This window comes from Streptomyces sp. NPDC019937, from assembly GCF_040631655.1.
In the GTDB taxonomy this organism is placed as follows: Bacteria; Actinomycetota; Actinomycetes; order Streptomycetales; family Streptomycetaceae; genus Streptomyces.
The window spans coordinates 1-19,210 of record NZ_JBEYAL010000018.1 but is presented as its reverse complement, the minus strand read 5'-3'; the positions used below and the strand labels follow the sequence as shown (position 1 = coordinate 19,210).

18 protein-coding genes are annotated in these 19,210 nt (G+C 73.2%); 12 read left to right on the top strand and 6 right to left on the bottom strand.

Annotation, left to right across the window (positions count from 1 at the left end):
• Window positions 1-24: 24 nt before the first annotated feature.
• A complete protein-coding gene (locus tag ABZ562_RS19535; protein ID WP_361480885.1) occupies window positions 25-657 on the top strand; it encodes a 1,4-alpha-glucan branching protein in 633 nt (210 codons plus the stop codon).
• Here the strand turns inward: ABZ562_RS19535 and ABZ562_RS19530 are convergent.
• On the bottom strand, window positions 650-1,837 hold the full coding sequence (locus tag ABZ562_RS19530; RefSeq protein WP_361480882.1) for a GDSL-type esterase/lipase family protein: 1,188 nt from the start codon (window positions 1,835-1,837) through the stop codon (window positions 650-652). The two genes, ABZ562_RS19535 and ABZ562_RS19530, sit on opposite strands and share 8 nt — an antisense overlap.
• 157 nt (window positions 1,838-1,994) lie before the next feature.
• Between ABZ562_RS19530 and ABZ562_RS19525 the strand changes: the two genes are divergently transcribed.
• Both ABZ562_RS19525 and ABZ562_RS19520 read left to right on the top strand, forming a co-directional pair.
• Complete coding sequence (locus ABZ562_RS19525) at window positions 1,995-2,597, top strand: TIGR04222 domain-containing membrane protein (protein ID WP_361480879.1); 603 nt, start codon at window positions 1,995-1,997, stop codon at window positions 2,595-2,597.
• A 53-nt stretch (window positions 2,598-2,650) separates the two neighbouring features.
• Window positions 2,651-3,535 (top strand): hypothetical protein, encoded by an 885-nt coding sequence (locus tag ABZ562_RS19520; RefSeq protein WP_361480876.1) that lies wholly within the window; start codon window positions 2,651-2,653, stop codon window positions 3,533-3,535.
• Between the two features lie 12 nt (window positions 3,536-3,547).
• On the opposite strand, the gene ABZ562_RS19515 is transcribed toward ABZ562_RS19520, so the two are convergent.
• Window positions 3,548-3,898: a hypothetical protein gene (locus ABZ562_RS19515; RefSeq protein ID WP_361480874.1), complete on the bottom strand. Its 351-nt coding sequence runs from the start codon at window positions 3,896-3,898 to the stop codon at window positions 3,548-3,550.
• An 18-nt stretch (window positions 3,899-3,916) separates the two neighbouring features.
• Window positions 3,917-6,088, bottom strand: coding sequence for an alpha-galactosidase (locus ABZ562_RS19510; RefSeq protein WP_361480871.1), 2,172 nt, complete (start codon window positions 6,086-6,088; stop codon window positions 3,917-3,919).
• A 92-nt stretch (window positions 6,089-6,180) separates the two neighbouring features.
• Between ABZ562_RS19510 and ABZ562_RS19505 the strand changes: the two genes are divergently transcribed.
• Window positions 6,181-7,257, top strand: coding sequence for a LacI family DNA-binding transcriptional regulator (locus ABZ562_RS19505; protein ID WP_361480868.1), 1,077 nt, complete (start codon window positions 6,181-6,183; stop codon window positions 7,255-7,257).
• A complete protein-coding gene (locus ABZ562_RS19500) occupies window positions 7,254-9,839 on the top strand; it encodes a CBM35 domain-containing protein (RefSeq protein ID WP_361480865.1) in 2,586 nt (861 codons plus the stop codon). Before ABZ562_RS19505 ends, ABZ562_RS19500 begins: the two co-directional genes overlap by 4 nt.
• 107 nt (window positions 9,840-9,946) lie before the next feature.
• Here the strand turns inward: ABZ562_RS19500 and ABZ562_RS19495 are convergent, their stop codons facing one another.
• Window positions 9,947-10,306: a cupin gene (locus ABZ562_RS19495; RefSeq protein WP_361480862.1), complete on the bottom strand. Its 360-nt coding sequence runs from the start codon at window positions 10,304-10,306 to the stop codon at window positions 9,947-9,949.
• A 122-nt stretch (window positions 10,307-10,428) separates the two neighbouring features.
• On the opposite strand from ABZ562_RS19495, the gene cutA reads away from it, so the two are divergent.
• On the top strand, window positions 10,429-10,752 hold the full coding sequence (gene cutA / locus ABZ562_RS19490; RefSeq protein ID WP_361480859.1) for a divalent-cation tolerance protein CutA: 324 nt from the start codon (window positions 10,429-10,431) through the stop codon (window positions 10,750-10,752).
• Window positions 10,753-10,810: 58 nt separating this feature from the next.
• Here cutA and ABZ562_RS19485 read toward each other — a convergent pair whose 3' ends face one another.
• Both ABZ562_RS19485 and ABZ562_RS19480 read right to left on the bottom strand, forming a co-directional pair.
• Complete coding sequence (locus tag ABZ562_RS19485) at window positions 10,811-11,494, bottom strand: ElyC/SanA/YdcF family protein (RefSeq protein ID WP_361480856.1); 684 nt, start codon at window positions 11,492-11,494, stop codon at window positions 10,811-10,813.
• Between the two features lie 74 nt (window positions 11,495-11,568).
• On the bottom strand, window positions 11,569-12,180 hold the full coding sequence (locus ABZ562_RS19480) for a Uma2 family endonuclease (RefSeq protein WP_361480854.1): 612 nt from the start codon (window positions 12,178-12,180) through the stop codon (window positions 11,569-11,571).
• 189 nt (window positions 12,181-12,369) lie between these two features.
• Between ABZ562_RS19480 and ABZ562_RS19475 the strand changes: the two genes are divergently transcribed.
• The 6 genes from ABZ562_RS19475 to dnaG all read left to right on the top strand — a co-directional run.
• Window positions 12,370-13,350, top strand: a complete 981-nt coding sequence (locus tag ABZ562_RS19475; protein ID WP_361480851.1) for an adenosine deaminase — start codon at window positions 12,370-12,372, stop codon at window positions 13,348-13,350.
• 34 nt (window positions 13,351-13,384) lie between these two features.
• Window positions 13,385-13,840: a MarR family winged helix-turn-helix transcriptional regulator gene (locus tag ABZ562_RS19470; RefSeq protein ID WP_361480848.1), complete on the top strand. Its 456-nt coding sequence runs from the start codon at window positions 13,385-13,387 to the stop codon at window positions 13,838-13,840.
• A 167-nt stretch (window positions 13,841-14,007) separates the two neighbouring features.
• On the top strand, window positions 14,008-14,793 hold the full coding sequence (locus ABZ562_RS19465) for a sirohydrochlorin chelatase (protein WP_361480845.1): 786 nt from the start codon (window positions 14,008-14,010) through the stop codon (window positions 14,791-14,793).
• Window positions 14,790-16,175 carry a deoxyguanosinetriphosphate triphosphohydrolase gene (locus ABZ562_RS19460; protein ID WP_361480842.1) on the top strand — a complete coding sequence of 462 codons (1,386 nt, stop codon included), beginning with the start codon at window positions 14,790-14,792 and terminating at the stop codon, window positions 16,173-16,175. Before ABZ562_RS19465 ends, ABZ562_RS19460 begins: the two co-directional genes overlap by 4 nt.
• A gap of 202 nt (window positions 16,176-16,377) precedes the next feature.
• Window positions 16,378-17,673: an FAD-dependent oxidoreductase gene (locus ABZ562_RS19455; RefSeq protein ID WP_361480839.1), complete on the top strand. Its 1,296-nt coding sequence runs from the start codon at window positions 16,378-16,380 to the stop codon at window positions 17,671-17,673.
• A 70-nt stretch (window positions 17,674-17,743) separates the two neighbouring features.
• Window positions 17,744-19,210: DNA primase (dnaG, locus tag ABZ562_RS19450; protein WP_361480836.1), on the top strand; the 1,467-nt coding region annotated here is incomplete at its 3' end.

Sequence of the window (19,210 nt, the reverse complement as noted above, 5' to 3'; positions counted from 1 at the left end):
GCGGGCGAGGAGGGTTCACGAGGCATGTCTGTCATCCACAAAACAACCATGCGCCCCACCAAGCTGGAGCTGCTGACGCCCTGGCTTCCCCGCCAGCCGTGGTACGTCGGGGCGGGCCGCGAGCCGGAGCTTTCCAGGGTCGGGGGCTTCCGGCTCGATGACCCGCAGGGCGCGGTGGGGATCGAGTTCATGGTGGTCAGGGACGACTCCGGGGACCGCCCCGTCTGGTATCACCTGCCGCTCAGCTACCGCGCCGCCCCGCTCGGCGGGGCCGAACAGGCCCTGATCGGCACGTCGGAGCACGGGGTGCTGGGGCGGCGGTGGGTGTACGACGGGACCCATGACCCGGTCCTCGTCGCCCAGCTGTTCGCCCTCCTCCAGGGCCGCGCCGAGCCGCAGATGCAGAGCGTGTCCGACACCCCCGACCCGTCCGTCACCGTCCAGGCGGCCGACGTTCCGGACGCGGTGGGCGCCGCGTCCGTCACCAACGGGCCGGACGGCACCCGCCTCGCGGTGGCGGAGGGGCGGCTGACCCTCGACGTGACGCGCGTCCTCGAACCGGCCGGGCAGGCGCCCGAGGCTCAGGGCCATGTCACCGCCGCCTGGCAGCTGCCCGACGGCGGCGAGGGCCGGGGCGTGTTCGCCGTCCTCACTTGAGCGCGGCGGTGAACGGGCCGCCGGTGCCGAACGCCGCGTCGGCGAAGCGTTCGCCGATGCGGCGGTGGGCGGCCGCGTCCGGGTGCAGCTGGTCGGGCAGCGGCAGCTCGGCGAAGTCGGCCTCGCCGTAGAGGTCGCGTCCGTCGAGGTAGTGCAGATGCGGATCGTCGGCGGCCCGCTGCCGCACGATGCGGGCCAGTTCGTCCCGTACGACGGTGAGCGTCAGCTTCCCGGCCGCCCGCTCCGCGGGGTCGCCCGCGGCCCGGAACTGGAGCCTCCCCTCGCTGAGCCGGGAGAAGTCCGGGAGGCTCGGGCCGGGGGTGTCCTCGTGGATGGGGCAGTACGTGGGGGAGACGACCAGCAGCGGCGTGGCCGGATGCCCCTCGCGGAGGGTGTCGAGGAAGCCGTGCACCGCCGGGCCGAAGGCGCGCAGCCGCATCAGATCGGCGTTGACCAGATTGAGGCCGATCTTGACGCTGATCAGATCCGCCGGAGTGTCCCGCATCGCGCGGGCGGTGAACGGGTCCAGCAGGGCGCTGCCGCCCAGTCCGAGGTTGATCAGCTCCACGCCGCCGAGCGAGGCGGCCAGCGCGGGCCAGGTCGTGCTGGGGCTCTCGGCGTCGGAGCCATGGCTGAGGGAACTGCCGTGGTGCAGCCACACCTTGCGGCCCCCGTCCGGCACGGCCTCGACGGCCGCGTCGGTGCGCAGGGCGACCAGCTCGGTGATCTCGTTGTACGGCAGCCAGATCTCGACGTCCTTCAGGCGGTCGGGCAGCCCGGAGAACCGTACGGTGCCGACCGGACCCGGTGTGGTCTCCACCGAGCCGGTGGTCATGTCCGCCGTCCGGACGTTGCCGCCGGTCACACTGGCCCGCCCCGCCAGGCGGCCGTCGATGCGCAGGTCGTACACGCCGTCGGGGCGGGGCGGAGCACCCCGGTAGGCCATCTTGGTGCGGAGCGCGTCCAGCTCGACGGCGGTGGCCCGGGTACGGAACACCAGCCGTACGCCGGAGGGTTGAGCCTCCGCCATGGCCAACTGCCCATCGGCGCACTGCGCGCGGGCCCGGGCGGGCAGCCGGTGCGGCAGCAGCCCGTGCGCGGTGCGCTCCAGATCGAGGGCGCCGCACAGGAGTTCAGGGGTGATGGGGGTGGTCAGCTCGGTCTGTCGTCGTTTGGGCATAAGTGATTATGGATTTGCCTAATGGTTTTAGGCAAATCCAGGATCGGTGTGGTCAACCTCAAATCTCCCTCTGAACGGGCGCGATCACGGTTCGTCACCTCATCGCCCGGACAAAACTGACGACAAGGAATCAGTTGGGGTGGAAGGGGGCATTCCGATGAGGCTCATTTTCCGGCGCACCACCGATCCCGCACCGCGGACGCCGGATCTCTACGACCTCGCCTATCTGACCGGTGGGCCGCAGCGCGCGGTGGAAGCCGCCCTCGTCGCGCTGCACGAGCGCGGCGCCGTGCGGATCCGCGCATCCCGCGTGCGTACCGTCGACGCGGCGGACGCCCACCCCCACACCCACCCCGTCGAGCGCGCGGTCCTCGCCCTGTGCCGACGCCGCTCCCGCAGCGTGCGCTCCCTGCTCGGCGCCATGGAGGCCGGGCCCGAAGTGGAGGAGATCGAGCGCCGCATGATCTCCTCCGGCCTGATCACCCCCTGGCGCTACCGCCTCACTCGCGCGGGCAGGCGGTGTCTGGAGGCGGCCGAGCGGAGCGGGTCGTATCCCGCGTACGTCTTCGAGGGCCCCGCCGCGCTGCCGGACGGCGCGCTGCGGCGCAACGTCAGCGAGGAGCTGACGCCGACGCCCGGCCTCGGCCACCGTCTGATCCGCCTGGGCGAAACCCTCGACGACCGGGAGCCGGGCCACGACCACGACACCGGCGGCGGCCACCACTCCTGCGGTGGCGGCGGGGGCGGCGGTGGTGACTGACGTAGGGAGGGGTGCTCAGGTCCTCGGGGGAGACGCCCTGACATGATCGAGGCGTGAAGGCCACGGGGAAACGATGGACGCATCTCGCCCTGTATCTGGGGCTGGTGTGGGCGGCCGGGGCACTGGTGGTGCCGCGCACCTACCGCATCGGCTTCGGTCACGGGCTCGGACTCGACGTCGACCGGTTGCCGGCGGTCGCGATCGGCGCGGCCGCCATGGTCAGCGTGCTCGCGGTCGGCGTGGCGCCGGTGGGCCATGTGGTGCGGCCGTGCCGCACGGCGGGCGGACGGCTCGGCTGGGCCATGACGGTGTTCCTCGGCGGCACGGTCGGGCTCGCGGCGGGCATCGGGGCCTGGCGCTCCGGTGCGCTGCACGTGGGCGGGCCCGCACAGCGCGCCGCGCTGTGCGGGGTGCCGTACGCGCTGGTGGCGGCGCTGTTCATCGCGGGGGTCACGGTGCGCCTGATCTCCGGAGTGGCGGTGCTCGGGGTGGTGGCGTACGGCACGGCCGTCACCCACAAGTCCCAGCAGGAGAGGGAGATGCGGGGCCTGATGTCCGGCACCTCGCTGGCCCGCCAGGAGCTGCTGCTGCCCGACGCGCCCGCCGGATACCGCGTGGACGAGGGCAACGGCAATCTGACGGTCGACGGCTTCCGGGTCCACTACCTCCCGTACGTCCCGAGCGCGGCCGACGTGGCGTTCATGGTGACCCGCGACAGCGGGCGGGGCGGCGACGGCATCACCGAGATGACCCGGCACCTCGGCGGCGGGGGCGTCGAGATGGTGCTGTCGGCGCACCGCGACGGGATGCTGCTCACGGTGACCGCGTACGGCACGAGCGGCCCGGCCGACCGGGACGAGCTGCGCCGCATGCTGCGCACCGCGCGCCCGGCGAGCGACGCCGAAGTGCTGCGCGCCCTGCGGCGCCCCGCCGCCTGACCGGCGGCACCCTCACAGCCAGCGCAGCGCGGCCTCCGCGCTGTCGCCGGGGTTGGTGTTGAACGCGATCGCCGCCTGGGGCGCGTGCTGCCGCACCAGGTTCACGACCTTCTCGAACAGCGTCACGAGCTGCGCCGGCTTACGGATGCCGCCTCCGATCACGACGACGTCCCAGGGGCGTTCGGCCAGCGCGCCGGCGAGCGTGGACTCGGTGGACTCGTCGAGCGGGACGAGCGCCGTGGCGGTGTCGACGCCGCGCTCGCGCAGGCGGGCCATGTCGGTGTCGATGAGGGAGGAAACGGCGGCCGCGTCCGCGCCGGGCGCCAGCCGCGGATCGAGGCCCACAAGGAGAACGGAAGACATGCCGCGATAGTAACTCCCTTACGTATAAGTCCGGTTGCTTCCACAAGGCTCCCCCTGGCCGTCGTCCTCGGCGGCGGTCAGACGGAGCAGGAGCGCCGCGGGGGTGTGGGGGAGCGCGACGGTGAGTTCGGCGCGGTCCGGGGACCACGTCGTACCCGAAGCGGCGGCCGGGTGGAGGTGGTCGATACGCAGCGCACGGCCCGCCAAGTGGGGCAGTGGCAGGGCCCGTTCGGGCGCCTGGCCGCCCCGGCGCCAGAGGGCCACGTACGTCCGTCCGGACCGGTCGCCACCGGTGCGCAGCCCCAGCGCCACCCACGCGTCCTCCCAGCCCGGCAGCCCCAGCGGCCAGAAGGGGACGGCCGAGGGCAGGTCGGGGCGGATCTGCCGGTACGCCGCGAGGGCGTCGCGTACGAGGTCCAGTTGGGCCGGTGCCATCCGGTCGAGGTGGCCCGAGAGGTGGACCCGGCCCAGCAGCGCACCGGTCAGGGTGAAGCGGATCTCGTCGTCGGTGAAACCGGGCTGCGGGTACGCCCACACCGCGCCCTGCTCCGGCGGCACCGCGGTCGGCGCGGCGGCGGCGATGGGCGGGTAGCGGAGCGGGTCCTGCTGGTCGCTGGTGGACTGGAGCTGGGTGAGGGCGAGCGAGGAGCCGTCCATGCGCATGCCGCCCGAGGCGCAGTTCTCGATGACGAGTGCGGGGTGGCGGTCGAGCACGGCGGCCAGCCAGCTCTGGTGGGCGCGGGCGTGGGCGAGCAGGCCGGCGCCGGGGGCGGCGTGGCCGTGTTCCGGATCCCAGTCCGTGCCCGGGGCAATGCTGATGTTGTAGTCGAGCTTGAGGTAGCCGACGCCCCAGTCGCCGACGATGCGGTCGATGGCCGTGTCGAGGTGGCGGCGGGCGGCGGGGTGGCGCAGGTCGAGGTGGTGGCGGCCGTCTTCGGTGAGGCGTACGCCGTCGCGCTGGAAGAAGGCGTCGTCCGGCAGCTCGGCGGCCACCGGACTGCGGACGCCGACGACTTCGGGCTCCAGCCACAGCCCGGGGACCATGCCGAGGGAGCGGATGCGGTCGAGGACGGCCTGAAGCCCGCCGGGGAAGCGGCGGGTGGAGGGCTGCCAGGCGCCGACGCCGTCCCACCAGGCGCCGGTGTCGTCGTACCAGCCCGCGTCGATGCAGAAGTACTCGGCCCCGGCCCGGGCGGCGGCGTCGATCAGGGGCAGCAGCCGCTCGGTGGTGGGGTCGCCCATCAGGGTGTTCATGTAGTCGTTGAACACGACGGGCAGGGCGGAGTGGTCGGGATGCGGGCGCCGGACGGCCCGGCGGTACGCGGTGAGGTGGGCCATCGCCGCGTCGAAACCGCCCCGGCCGGCGAGCGCGAGGGCAGCGGGGACGGTGGTGAACGACGCGCCGGGTTCGAGCCGCATCCGCCACTGGTGCTCGGCGTCGGTCGGGCCGCCGAGCGCCACGTACGTCCCGTGGGCCCGCTCCCCGGTCTCCCACCGCCACCCCACCGGCGACTCGATCTGCCAGAGCCAGGCCCGGCCGGTGGCGCGCTCGGTCAGGGCGCCCATCGGCAGATGGCCATCGGTGGGCCAGCTGCCGACACCGCCCAGGACGAGGGCGGCGCGGCTGTCGCGGCCGTGAGCGCTCCGCGACAGGTCCACGACCCGGTCGCGCAGCGGTACGGCGGCCCAACGGCACTCGGCCAGCCACTCGTTGCGCGCCCAGTGCACGTCGAGGGCGTCGGGGGAGGGGAGGCCGCCGAGAACGAGGCCGGGGACGGCCTGGACGACGAGCGGGCCGGTGCCCTCGTTGGTCAGCCGGACCTCGGAGCGCAGCACCGGCAGGCCGTCGGGGGAGGAGAGGCGGACCCCGGCGGTGAGGCCGGAGCCGGGGTCGTGGAGGTCCAGCGTCAGCCGGTGCCAGTCGCGTTCGCCCCTCTCGCCTTGGTCCGTTCCGGTCCGATGGCCGCGGTAGCGCAGCCGCGCGCCGAGCGCCGTCTCGATGCCGCGCTGCCCCGACCACTCGCTGCCGTAGCCGAGCGCCAGCACCTCCACCACCGGCAGTGGTGCGGCGGCCTCCGGCGGAGCGGCCTCGCCCGGTGGCCCCAGCCGCATCAGCCGGAGCACCCCGTCCGGCCCGGTCGCGAACGCGGCCGTGAGCGCCGCATGGCCCCAGGTGAACGTCTCCCGCACGCCACGCCCCTTCCGTCGGCGGCCACTTGGCGCGCATCCGCGCCCGCGACGCGTCCCTTGACGCCTCCTGTGTGACCGGTCACAATCCTGGCGTGCATGTGACCGGTCACACAAGAGGCGGCAAGCGGCCCGGCATCCGCGATGTCGCCACCGCCGCTGGCGTCTCCTACCAGACCGTCTCCCGGGTGATCAACGACCATCCGAGCGTCAGACCGGCCACCCGCGAACGCGTCCTCGCCGCCATCCAGACCCTCGGCTTCCGCCGCAGCGCCACCGCGCTCGCCCTGGCCAGCGGACGGACCCGATCGGTCACCGTGCTGACCGCCAACACCACGCACTACGGCTACGCCGCCACCCTCCGGGGCGTCGAGGAGGCGGCCCGCGCCGCCGGTTACACCGTCGCCATCGGCGTCCTGGAGTCCGACACCGTGGCCGACGTACGGGCCGAGGTGCGGCGGGCCGCCGACACCGGCGGAGGGCTGATCGTAATGGCGTACGACACCGCCGGGGTCCGGGCACTGGCCGCCGTGCCCGCCGAACTCCCGGTCGTGGGCGTTGTCGAGACCCCCACCCGGCCGCCCGCCGGGCACCGCCCCTGGGTGTGGACGGACGACCGCGCGGCGGCCCGCACCGTCACCCGCCACCTGCTGGACCTCGGCCACGAGACGGTGCACTACGTCGCCATCCCCTCCAGCACCCGCCGCACCGGCCAGCGCACCGCGGGCTGGCGGGACGCGCTGCGCGCGGCCGGGGCGCCGGAGCCGCGCCCACTGGCCGGAAGCTGGGACCCGGCGGGCGGCTACCGGGCGGGGCGGCGGCTGGCCCGCGACCCGTCCGTCACCGCGGTCCTGTGCGGCAACGACGACCTCGCCCTCGGGGTGATCCGGGCGCTGCACGAGGCGGGCCGGGCGATCCCGGGCGAGGTGAGCGTGGCCGGTTTCGACGACGCCCCGCACTCCGCGTTCCTCACCCCCGCCCTGACGACGGTACGGCTCGACTTCACGGGCCTGGGCCGGGCCGCCTTCGGCCGGTTGTACGGGCTGCTGGAGGACGCCGAACCGGTCGCGCCGCGCCCCGTCTCCGTACCGCTGCTGATCGTCCGCGAAAGCTCCGGCCCACCGCCGGATCCGTCACCGCCGAACCCACCCTCGGAGGTCCCCCGCGCATGAGCACGTCCAGCAGGCCCAGGAGGTCCGGCAGGACCGGCAGATCCGCCGGATACCGGATACGAACGGCCACCACCGCCACCGCCCTCGCCGCCGCGCTCCTCACGGCGGCCGTCCCCGCCGGCGCCGACACCCCCACGGCCGCACCGAAGTCCCCGACAGCCGCCCAGAACCTCGCCGTCGACCTCGCCGCCCCCGAGGGCCCCGTCCTGCACGGCGCCAACGGCTCGCTGTACGGCCTGAGCGACGACGGCGTGCCGACCGACGCCGCCCTCGCCCCGCTCAAGATCAGCACCGTCAGCCAGAAACCGGAGGGCGGCGCCCAGCACCCGAACGGCGACGCCGTCACCGTCTCGAAGTCCTTCTTCCGCAACGGCGGCGGCGACGTCCTGGTGATGATGCAGGACATCTACGCGAAGTGGCCGTACGAGGACCTGGGCATCGACGACTACCTCACCAAGGTCGACAAGGTCGTGCGCGACATCGCCGACGCCCCCGGCAGCGAGCACTTCGTCTACGTCCCGTTCAACGAGCCCGACCAGATCTGGTACAAGCTCGGCGTCGCCGACCAGGCCACGTACGAGAAGAACCGCGACCGCTTCTTCCGCGACTGGAAGACCGTCCACGACCGCATCCGCGCCATCGACCCGGACGCCCGCATCGCGGGCCCGAACGAGTCCTCGTACCACTCCCGCCTGATGGGCGACTTCCTGACTTGGGCGAAGAAGGAGAAGGTGCTGCCCGAGGTCACCACCTGGCATGAGCTGGGGCCGGACTCCCTGCGCGACTTCCAGAGCCACTACGACGACTACCGCGCCCTGGAGAAGCGCGCGGGGATCACCCCGCGCCCGGTCAACATCGACGAGTACGCCAACCGCCGCGACCTGTCCGTCCCCGGGCAACTCGTCCAGTGGGTCTCCATGTTCGAGCGCAACAAGGTCTACGCCGACCAGGCGTACTGGGACGCCGCGGGCAACCTCTCCGGCAGCGTCGCCCAGTCCTCCATCCCCAACGGCGCGTGGTGGTTCTTCCGCTGGTACGCCACCATGAGCGGCCGGACCGTCAAGGTCACCCCGCCCACCGCCAACGCCGTCGACACCCTCCAGGGGCTCGCCTCCTACGACACCGCCAAACGCCAGGCGCAGGTGCTGCTCGGCGGGGCGGCGGGCGACGCCGACGTGACGATCGGCCACGTCGACCCGAAGGTCTTCGGCCGCCAGGTCACCGCCACCGTCTCGGAGGCCGCCTGGTCCGGCTACGAGGGCGCGCACGCCGCCCCCCGCACCCTCGCCCGGACGAAGCTGACGGTCGGGCGCGACGGCTCGGTCACGGTGCCGCTCACCACGATGGACCGGATGTCCGCGTACCGGATCGTGCTCACCCCGGCGGGCAGCGGTGCCCCGCGGCCCGTGCGGGCGCCGTGGCACGCGGCGTACGAGGCGGAGGACGCGGCGATCACGGCGGGCACGGTCTACACCCAGGGCACCGTCTCCGACGCCAACGGCTACGCCGCCTCCGGCACCAAGGACGTCGGCTCCCTCAACCAGGACACCAGCAAGGTCGCCTTCACCGTGGACGTGCCCCGCTCCGGCGACTACGACCTGGGCGTCCTCTACGGCAACCACAGCGGCGGCCCCGCCACCCAGCGCCTCACGGTCGACGGCGGCGCGGCCCGCACCGTCACCTACCCCTCCACCGAGAACTGGACCTACCGGGGCCTTGAGAACACCACCCTCCGGCTCTCCGCGGGCCGCCACGAGATCGCCCTGGTCCATGACACCGCCGAGGTGACCCTCGACCGCATCGACCTCACGGCCGCCACCAAGCCCTCCGCCGCGTACGAGGCCACGCTCGCGGACACCACCGGCAGCCCGTCCTACGACTACCGCTCGGCGAGCGGCACCGGCACCGGCGCGCTGGTCCTGGACGGCCGGGACGGCGCCGTCTTCGACGTCTACGCACCCCGCGAGGGCTACTACACGGTGGCCCCGCGCGCGACCGGCGGCCCGCTCAAGCTCACCGCACACGGGGCGACCACGGCCACCTCCCAGCGGCTCTTCCTGACCGCAGGCAACAACCGCGTCACCGCCACCCCGGCCGGACCCGCCCCCGTCCGGCTCAGCTCCCTGGACGTCACGGGCACGGGCGACGACACGGCGGGCGTCAGCGCCTACGAGGCGGAGAGCGGCGCACTGTCCGGCACCGCCAAGTCCGAGTCCGGCGCGCACGCCTCGGGCGGCGCCTACGTCGGCTGGCTCGGCAACGGCGCGTCCAACACCGCCACCCTCACCGTCCGGGCCCCTTCCGCCGGCCGCTACCTGATGGCGGTCCGCTACGCCAACAACGAGCGGCGCGACAACGGCCACGCGTACAACACCGACATCGTCTCGCGCGGCGCGGACATCACGATCGGCCAGGGGAAGCCCCGGCGCGTGATGTTCAAGAACACCTGGAGCTGGGACGACTACTGGACCCTGGCCGTCCCCGTCGACCTCGCCAAGGGCGCCAATACGGTCACCTTCGCCAACCCGGGCGCGTACGCCCCGAACCTCGACCGCATCGACCTGGCCCCGGTCATCGGCTGACCGCACGATGAGCCCCGGTGCGACGTGCAGCGCACCGGGGCCCTGTCCCCGCCCCGGCGCCAGCGCGGTACGACGCCGGGGCGGCGCGCTCCCGGGCCGCGGGCCCCTCAGGCGGTCGCCGCGTCCTGGGTGGGGGTGGGACAGCCCACCGTGGCGGTCACGGCGGTCAGCAGCACCACCGAGTCCTCCAGTGCGAGCAGTCCGTGCCGCTCATGCGGGATGCGCTCCACCTGCCCGGCGATCAGATCCGTCCGCACCCCGCTCCCGGTCAGCCGCACATGACCGTGCAGCACGTGCAGACTCGCCGCCGGGGGAGCGTTGTGCTCGTCCAGCTCACAACCGGAGACCATCGCGATCACGCTTTGCCGCAGCGGCCCGTCGTGCAGGAACAGATGTGCGCTGCGCCCGTGCGGATCGGCCTTCGCCTGGTCCAGATGGTGGCGCGCGAGCGCGGTGAGGTCATCCATGAGTGCCCCTCGATCGGCCTGCTCTGATGGTCACCGGGTTCCCTCAATCGTCACCGGCTAGCGTGATGCGCGCCAGTTCGCACCCCGCGAAACACCACCCGGCGACGTGGAGAGAGGCAGCCGTGGCCGACTACCTGACCGTCCTGACGACCACCGACACCCCCGAGAAGGCGGAGGCGCTGGCGCGCGGCGCCGTGGAGGCCCGGCTGGCGGCCTGCGCGCAGATCAGCCAGCCGGTGACCTCCGTCTACCGGTGGCAGGACGTCGTCGAGACCGCCGCCGAGTGGCAGGTGCTGTTCAAGACGACCGCCGCGCGGTACGACGAGCTGGAGGCGCACATCCGCGAGGCGCACGACTACGAGACGCCGGAAGTGATCGCGACGCCGATCACACAGGGTAGCGAGGACTATCTGGCGTGGGTGGTAGCGGAAACGACAATCGACTAACAGAAAACAAAATCTGTTACCCACTACCTGCTACCCGCTACCTGTTATCCACAACCTGTTATCCGCCATCCGCCAACGCATCGCTGATACCCCGCTCCCGTGGCCCCAGAAAGTGCGGGTCGGGCCGGAACGTGGCGTCGAGCGCCGCCTTGCCCGCCGCCACGGTCTCCCGCAGCCCGCCGAAGCCCCACGTCGCGTCGTGCGGCTCGTCCACCGCGACCCCGTACGCGTCGATCCCCGCCGCCCCGCACAGCGCCACCGCCCGGCGGATGTGGAACCCCTGGCTCACCAGCACCGCCCGGTGCACCCCGAACACGCGCCGGGCCCGGCTGCACGAGTCCCAGGTGTCGAAGCCCGCGAAGTCACGGACGATCCGCCGGTCCGGCACGCCCCGCTTCACCAGATAGGCGCGCATCGCGTTCGGCTCGTCGTAGTCGTCGCGGCTGTTGTCCCCGGTGACCAGCAGCGCCCGTATCTTCCCGTCCCGGTACAGCGTGACGGCCGCGTCCAGCCGGTGCGCCAGATACGGCGACGGCTCCCCGTCCCACAGCCCCGCCCCGAACACCACTCCCACCGGCGCCGAGGGCGCGCCCCCGGCCGCCGTACCCACCCGCCCGTCGGTGCTCAGCCGCAGCCAGGTCGCGGGCAGCAGCGCCAGCACGCTGACGAGCACGGCGACCTGGAACGCCCGCCGCCACCCCCGCCGCGTCCGCGGCAACCGCCGCCGTACCCACCCGAACATGCCCGCCTCCCCTTGGCCCCACCAGCACCATCGCGCTGTGTGACGCGACCAAGGGGCGCGGCGGTTGCGCCGGGCTATTCGGCGGCGTCGTCCTCTTCGGGCTCCTCGGAGGTCAGGAAGATGTCCGTCTCCAACTCGAAGTCGAACGGAGCGGGGATGGGCAGCCGCTTGCCGAAGGGGACAGTCATGTGGGCCCGGTAGCCGTGGTCCGACGGGTCCCAGAAGGCAGTGACCTCCTCGGCCTGCATGTCGAGCACGAGATACACCGGCACATGGCGGCCGTAGACCTCGAGCTTCTCCCGCCAGTCGACGTCGCGCGTGGAGGCGGAGGTCAACTCGGCGACGAGGGACAGCGCCTCACTGTCGGCATGTCGTCCCTGAACGCCCCGGAAAGCGCTGCCGGCCGCGACGAAAAGATCTGGGCCGAACGCCCGCTCGGCGGACGGGAAGGTGAAGAGGAAGGGCGACGTCTCCGCGATATGCCCCTTGGGGGCATGGGGTTCCAGCCGCAGCCGAAGTTCCCGCATCGGCCACAGGTACTGCAGCCCCGACCACGGCGACACGACGATCTTCCCCCTGATGAGCTCGGCCTTGAAGCCGTCCGGGGTATCCAGTTCCTCCGTGGTCCGGAGCAGATCGTCGAACCCCTTCAGGGGCTCCCCGGCGTCCGGTGCATCTGTGGTCATCGGCCGCTCCAATATCGCGGTCACCGCATCCTCCATCTGCTACGGAGCGTACTCTCGGCCTCACCGTAGCGACGGTGCGTGACCCGTATCCGTTATCCGTTCGCATTACCCCGAACGAGCGATGTGCCCCACTCCGCATAGCCTTGGGGAGTCGTCCCGTACCAGCGAAACCAGCAGGTGATCCCAGCCGTGCCGCCGCTCCCCAAAGCCGAACTCCACCTCCACATCGAGGGCACCCTGGAGCCCGAACTCGCCTTCGCGCTCGCCGAGCGCAACGGCATCGAGCTGCCCTACGCCACCCAGGACGAGCTGCGCGCCGCGTACTCCTTCACCGACCTCCAGGACTTCCTCAACCTCTACTACGCCCTCATGACCGTCCTCCGCACCGAGGACGACTTCGCCGACCTCACCAACGCCTACCTCGCCCGCGCCCGCGAGCAGGGCGTCCGGCACGCCGAGATCTTCTTCGACCCCCAGGCCCACACCGCCCGCGGCGTCGACATCGGCACCGTCATCCGCGGCCTCACCCGCGCCCTCGACGCCGCGCCCCGCACCCACGGCATCACCACCCGCCTGATCATGTGCTTCCTGCGGGACGAGAGCGCCGAATCGGCGCTGGCCACCTTCGAATCCGCCCGCCCCTACCTCGACCGGATCACCGCCGTCGGCCTCGACTCGGCCGAGGTCGGCCACCCGCCGTCGAAGTTCCGTGAGGTGTACGCGCTGGCGCGGGAGGCCGGGCTGAAGTGCGTCGCGCACGCGGGCGAGGAGGGTCCGCCCGCGTACGTCTGGGAGGCGCTGGACATCCTCGGCGTCGACCGCGTCGACCACGGCGTCCGCTGCCTGGAGGACGACACCCTGGTCGCGCGGCTGGTCGCCGACCAGGTGCCGCTGACCGTCTGCCCCCTCTCCAATGTCCGCCTCCGCGTCGTCGACCACCTCGCCGACCACCCCCTCCCCGCGATGCTCGACGCCGGCCTGCTGGTGACCGTCAACTCCGACGACCCCTCCTACTTCGGCGGCTACGCGGAGGACAACTTCACCGCCGTACGGGACGCCCTCGGGCTCGACCAGGCGACGCTGCGCACCCTGGCCCGCAACTCCTTCCGGGCCTCCTTCCTGGACGAGGAGACACGCGCGGCGTACCTGAAGGAACTCGACGCGTCTTGACCTCAACCTTGGTTCAACTTCTACGTTCGTCCGCATGGAGTACTCACACAGCGACGACGAACTGATCCGCCAGCCCATCGGCTACTGGAGCTGGGCCGCCTCCAAGGCGGTCGTCACCTACATCCGCGAAGGGATCTCGCGATTCGGCCTCAGCCAGCCCCAGTGGTGGGTGCTGAACCAGGTCCACGACGGCGGCGAGGACGGCCGCACCCGCGCCGAGGTGCGGGCCGTCCTCCAGGGCTATCTGGACGTGGGCACCGCCCTGGAACCCGAGATCGACGCCCTCCTGGAGCGCGGCCTGCTGACCACCACCGCCGAACGCCTCCACCTGACCCCCGAGGGCCGCGCACTCCAGGCCCGGGCGGCGGAACACCAGGTGACGATGCGGGGGCGCATCCACGACGGCATCCCCGACGAGGACTACGTGGCCACCCTGAAGGTCCTCCAGCGCATGATCCACAACACCAACGGCCAAGCCTGGCACCACTGACCCCCGGCCGGCCGCCGTACGACGGGAGGGGGCGGGGCCGCACGCACCCGCTCCCGAACCCCGCTCCTCAGCACCGCACCCAGCCCCGCACCCCGCCGTGAAGTCGCCGCAATCACCCGTCACGGCCGCGCAACGACGGCGCAACACACCCCTGCCACAGTCGCGTCATGACAGCGTTGCTCCGCCCCCGCCCCTCCGGCCGCCCCACCGGCGCGCGTCCCCCGACGCTGGTCGCCGTGGCGCACGGCAGCCGGGACCCGGCGGCGCTACGCACCGTGACGGCGCTCGTGAACGCGGTCCGGGCCCTGCGGCCCGACGTACCCGTACGGCTCGGGCACATCGAGCTGAACCGACCGCTCCTCGCGGACACCCTCGAGACACTCCGCGGCGAAGCCGTCCTCGTACCGCTGCTGCTCGGCCGTGGCCATCACGTCAAGGTGGACCTTCCGGAGGCGGCCGCGAGGGCCGGCCACCTCACCACGCGCATCGCCGCACCCCTCGGCCCCCACCCCCTCCTCGCCGAGGCCCTGCACGCGCGCCTGAACGAGGCCGCCCACCAGCACCCGAAGACCATCCAGGCCGTCGTCCTCGCCGCCGCCGGTTCCCGCGACCCCGACGCGGCCGCCGACGCCGCCGCCACGGCCGCCCTGCTCAGCACCCGGCTCGGCGGCGTGCCGGTCGTCCCGGCGTACGCCTCCGCCGCCGCCCCCACGGTGGCCGACGCCGTACGCACCCTCACGCCCACCCGACACGGCCACCCCCGCGACATCGCCGTGGCCTCGTACTTCACCGCCCCCGGCCGCTTCGCCACCCAGTGCGCGGACGCCGCTCCCGGCATCGCGGCGGCCCCGCTCGGCGCCCACCCGGCCGTCGCCCGGCTGGTGCTCCACCGGTACGCACAGGCGCTCGCCGGTGCTCCGCTGTCGGACCGGGCGGTTACTGTCGGTGTATGAGCCGCAGAGCAGGTCGTACGACAGATCGCACCGCCCACCGCACCACCGCACCAACGACCCCCGGCTATGACGCGGCGGACCTGGAGCGCTGGGTCCAGGAGCCCGACAAGCGGCCCGGCCGGACCGCGTTCCAGCGGGACCGGGCCCGGGTGCTGCACTCGGCCGCGCTGCGCAGGCTGGCCGGGAAGACGCAGGTCGTGCCCGCCGCCCCGGCCACCGACGCGGACCTCGGCGGCACGGCCCGCACCCCGGCGTGGGACGCCACGCCCCGCACCCGCCTGACCCACTCCCTCGAATGCGCCCAGGTGGGCCGGGAGCTGGGGGCCGCCCTGGGCTGCGATCCGGATCTGGTGGAGATGGCCTGTCTCGCCCATGACCTCGGCCACCCGCCCTTCGGTCACAACGGCGAGCAGGCCCTCAACGAGGTGGCCCGCGACTGCGGCGGCTTCGAGGGGAACGCCCAGTCGCTGCGGCTGCTGGCCCGGCTCGAACCGAAGCGGTTCGTCCCCGACGCGGAGACCGGCGAACCGGTCAGCGTCGGCCTCAACCTCACCCGGGCGGCCCTGGACGCGGCGACCAAATACCCCTGGCCGCGCGGCGGTCACCCCCGCGACCCGGACTCGCCGAAGTTCGGGGTGTACGAGGACGACCTCCCGGTGTTCGCCTGGTTCCGGCGCGGCGCGCCCGAGCGGCGTACCCCGTTCGAGGCCCAGGTCATGGACTGGGCGGACGACGTGGCGTATTCGGTGCACGACGTCGAGGACGGTCTGCACGCGGGCCATCTCGACCCGAACAGCCTGCTCGCCGAGCCCGAGCGGCGCGAGGTGTTCGCGGTCGCCGCCGCCCGTTACGCGCCGGGCGCCGAGGCGGAGGAGCTGGCCGAGGCGCTGGACCGGCTGCTCGACCAGGAGTGGTGGCCGCACGGCTACGACGGCACGTCCGTCGCCCAAGCCCGCCTCAAGGACGCCACGAGCCAGCTGATCGGCCGGTTCTGCCTCGCCGCCGAGGCCGCCACCCGGGCGGCGTACGGCACGGGCCGGTTCACCCGGTACCGCGCCGAGCTGGTGGTGCCGCGCGCGGCCCGGCTGGAGTGCGCGGTGCTCAAGGCGGTGGCCGACCGTTACGTCATCCAGCGCGCCGATCAGGAGCTGGTCCGCGCCGACCAGCGCGTCGTGATCGCCGAACTCGGCGAGGCGCTGATCGCCCGCGCCCCGGACGGGCTCGACCCGCAGTTCCGCGCCCTGTTCGACGCGGCCGACGCGGCGGGCGACGACACGGGGCGGCTGCGCGCGATCGTGGACCAGATCGCCGCCCTGACGGACGCCTCGGCCCGCTCCCTCCACGCCCGCCTGACGGTCCCGCGCTCGGTACGCCACGTATGACCCCGTAGGACCACGGGCCACCCCGCCCGCCCCCCCACGTCCCGTTCCCGCCACTCCGCACGGCCCCCTTCCCCCGCTCCGCTTGGTGCGGCAGGCTCCCCGGAGGCTTCTCTTGGCCAAGGCTCCGGCCGATGCGACTGGTCGACGCGACCGGGGTAGAAGCAAACGCAGAGGCACCGCCCGGCAGCGAGGAGGAAAACAAGTGGTCGACGCACACCAGACGTTCGTCATCGTCGGAGGGGGCCTGGCCGGGGCGAAAGCCGCCGAAACCCTCCGTTCGGAGGGGTTCACCGGCCGGGTGATCCTGATCTGTGACGAGCGCGACCACCCCTACGAGCGTCCGCCGCTGTCCAAGGGCTTCCTCACCGGCAGCCAGGAGCGCGACAGCGTCTTCGTCCACGAACCCGGCTGGTACGCCCAGGCCGACATCGAACTCCACCTCGGCCAGCCCGCCACCCACCTGGACCGCGCCGCCAAGGCCGTGACCCTCGGCGACGGCACCCGGATCCACTACGACCGGCTGCTGCTGGCCACCGGCGCCGAGCCGCGCCGCCTGGACATCCCCGGCACCGGCCTGGCCGGGGTGCACCACCTGCGCCGCCTCGCCCATGCCGAGCGGCTGAAGGGCGTCCTCACCACCCTCGGCCGCGACAACGGACAGCTGGTCATCGCGGGCGCGGGCTGGATCGGCCTGGAGGTCGCGGCCGCCGCCCGCGGTTACGGCGCCGAGGTGACCATCGTCGAGCCCGAGCCGACCCCGCTCCACTCCGTCCTCGGCCCCGAGCTGGGCGCCCTCTTCGCCGACCTGCACAGCGAGCACGGCGTCCGCTTCCACTTCGGCGCCACGCTCACCGAGATCACCGGCCAGGACGGCATGGTCCTCGCCGCCCTCACCGACGACGGCGAGGAGCACCCCTGCCACAGCGTGCTGGCCGCCATCGGCGCCGCCCCGCGCACCGCCCTCGCCGAGGCCGCCGGGCTGGACGTGGTGGACCGGGCGGCGGGCGGCGGCATCGCCGTCGACGCCGCGCTGCGCACCAGCGACCCGGACATCTTCGCCACGGGCGACGCCGCCTCCGCCCCGCTCGCCTTCCTCGAAGGCACCCCGGCGCGCACCGCCCTCCCGCCCGGCGCCCGGCTGCGCGTCGAGCACTGGGCCAACGCGCTGAACGGCGGCCCGGCCGCCGCCCGCGCCATGCTCGGCCAGGACGTCTCGTACGACCGGGTGCCGTACTTCTTCTCCGACCAGTACGACGTCGGCCTGGAGTACTCCGGCTACGCGCCGCCCGGCTCGTACGACCAGGTCCTGATCCGCGGCGATGTCGGCAAGCGGCAGTTCGTCGCCTTCTGGCTGAGCGACGGCCGCCTGCTCGCGGGTATGAACGTGAACGTGTGGGACGTCACCGAGCCCATCCAGCGGCTCATCCGCACCGGCGCCCGGCCCGACCCCGGCGCCCTCGCCGACCCGTCCGTCCCGCTCGGCTCCCTGCTGCCGTAGGACTCCCCAGCGCGCCGGGGCCCGACCCGGGACGGACACCGGTGTCGGACCCCGGCCGTAGAATTCACGCGTGGCAGGCCGGATCAACGATGACGACGTAAAGGCGGTGCGGGACGCGGTCCCGATCGACGCCGTCGTATCCGAATATCTCCAGCTGCGGAACGCGGGCGGTGGCAATCTCAAGGGGCTCTGCCCCTTTCACGACGAGAAGTCACCGTCCTTCCAGATCAGCCCCAGCAAGGGGCTGTACTACTGCTTCGGCTGCCAGGAGGGCGGCGACACCGTCGACTTCGTCATGAAGATCGACCACCTCTCCTTCGCCGAGACGATCGAGCGGCTCGCCTCCCAGGCCGGGATCACCCTGCGGTACGAGCAGGGCAGCGCCACCCCCGGCCGCCAGCAGGGCGAGCGCACCCGCCTGGTCGAGGCGCACCGGGCGGCCGCGCAGTTCTACGTCGAGCAGCTGGACGGCCCCGAGGCGGAGATCGGCCGCAAGTTCCTCGCCGAGCGCGGCTTCGACCAGGCCGCCGCCCAGCACTTCGGCGTCGGCTACAGCCCGGCCGGCTGGGACCACCTCGTCCGCTTCCTGCGCGGCCGCGGCTTCACCGACCAGGAGCTCCTCACCTCCGGCCTCGCCCAGGAGAGCCGCCGCAACCCCATCGACCGCTTCCGCGGCCGCCTGATGTGGCCCATCCGCGACATCACCGGCGAGGTCGTCGGCTTCGGCGCCCGCAAGCTCCGCGACGACGACAACGGCCCCAAGTACCTCAACACCCCCGAAACCCCGCTCTACAAGAAGTCCCACGTCCTGTACGGGATCGACCTCGCCAAGAAGGACATCGCCAAGACCAGCCGCGCCGTGGTCGTCGAGGGGTACACCGACGTCATGGCCTGCCATCTGGCCGGTGTCACCACCGCCATCGCCACCTGCGGCACCTCCTTCGGCGGCGACCACATCAAGATCCTCCGGCGGCTGCTGATGGACAACTCCGGCGCGGAGGTCGTCTTCACCTTCGACGGCGACGCGGCGGGCCAGAAGGCCGCCCTGCGCGCCTTCGAGGACGACCAGAAGTTCGCCGCCGAGACCTACATCGCCATCACCCCGGGCGGGATGGACCCGTGCGAGCTGCGGCTCGCGCACGGCGACGACGCGGTCAAGGAGCTGGTCGAGAGCCGCACCCAGCTCTTCGAGTTCGCCATCCGGCAGATCGTCGCCCGCCACAACCTCGACACGGCGGTGGGCCGCGCCGCCGCCCTGGACGAGGCAGCGCCGGTCGTCGCGGGCATCAAGAACAGCTCCATCCAGCACGAGTCGGCCGTCCATCTCGCGGGTCTGCTGGGCATCCTGGACACCCAGTTCGTCGTGCAGCGCGTCAGCCAGCTGGCCCGCTGGGCGCGGGACCGCGGCCGGGGCGGCGACCAGCGCCCCGACCAGCGCGGCCGCCGGGGCGGGGCCCCGGGGGCCGGGCGGAGCAGCCGGGCCCCGGGCCTGGCCGGGGCCGCCCGGGCCGCCGGGCCCGCCGGGGGCCGCGCCCCG

What these genes read in the sequence shown, in the direction of transcription:
- ABZ562_RS19535 (WP_361480885.1), top strand. Translation starts at nt 25, where the DNA reads ATGTCTGTCATCCACAAAACAACCATGCGCCCCACCAAGCTGGAGCTG.
- ABZ562_RS19530 (WP_361480882.1), bottom strand. Translation starts at nt 1,837, where the DNA reads ATGCCCAAACGACGACAGACCGAGCTGACCACCCCCATCACCCCTGAA.
- ABZ562_RS19525 (WP_361480879.1), top strand. Translation starts at nt 1,995, where the DNA reads ATGAGGCTCATTTTCCGGCGCACCACCGATCCCGCACCGCGGACGCCG.
- ABZ562_RS19515 (WP_361480874.1), bottom strand. Translation starts at nt 3,898, where the DNA reads ATGTCTTCCGTTCTCCTTGTGGGCCTCGATCCGCGGCTGGCGCCCGGC.
- ABZ562_RS19500 (WP_361480865.1), top strand. Translation starts at nt 7,254, where the DNA reads ATGAGCACGTCCAGCAGGCCCAGGAGGTCCGGCAGGACCGGCAGATCC.
- ABZ562_RS19495 (WP_361480862.1), bottom strand. Translation starts at nt 10,306, where the DNA reads ATGGATGACCTCACCGCGCTCGCGCGCCACCATCTGGACCAGGCGAAG.
- ABZ562_RS19485 (WP_361480856.1), bottom strand. Translation starts at nt 11,494, where the DNA reads ATGTTCGGGTGGGTACGGCGGCGGTTGCCGCGGACGCGGCGGGGGTGG.
- ABZ562_RS19480 (WP_361480854.1), bottom strand. Translation starts at nt 12,180, where the DNA reads ATGACCACAGATGCACCGGACGCCGGGGAGCCCCTGAAGGGGTTCGAC.
- ABZ562_RS19470 (WP_361480848.1), top strand. Translation starts at nt 13,385, where the DNA reads ATGGAGTACTCACACAGCGACGACGAACTGATCCGCCAGCCCATCGGC.
- ABZ562_RS19465 (WP_361480845.1), top strand. Translation starts at nt 14,008, where the DNA reads ATGACAGCGTTGCTCCGCCCCCGCCCCTCCGGCCGCCCCACCGGCGCG.
- ABZ562_RS19460 (WP_361480842.1), top strand. Translation starts at nt 14,790, where the DNA reads ATGAGCCGCAGAGCAGGTCGTACGACAGATCGCACCGCCCACCGCACC.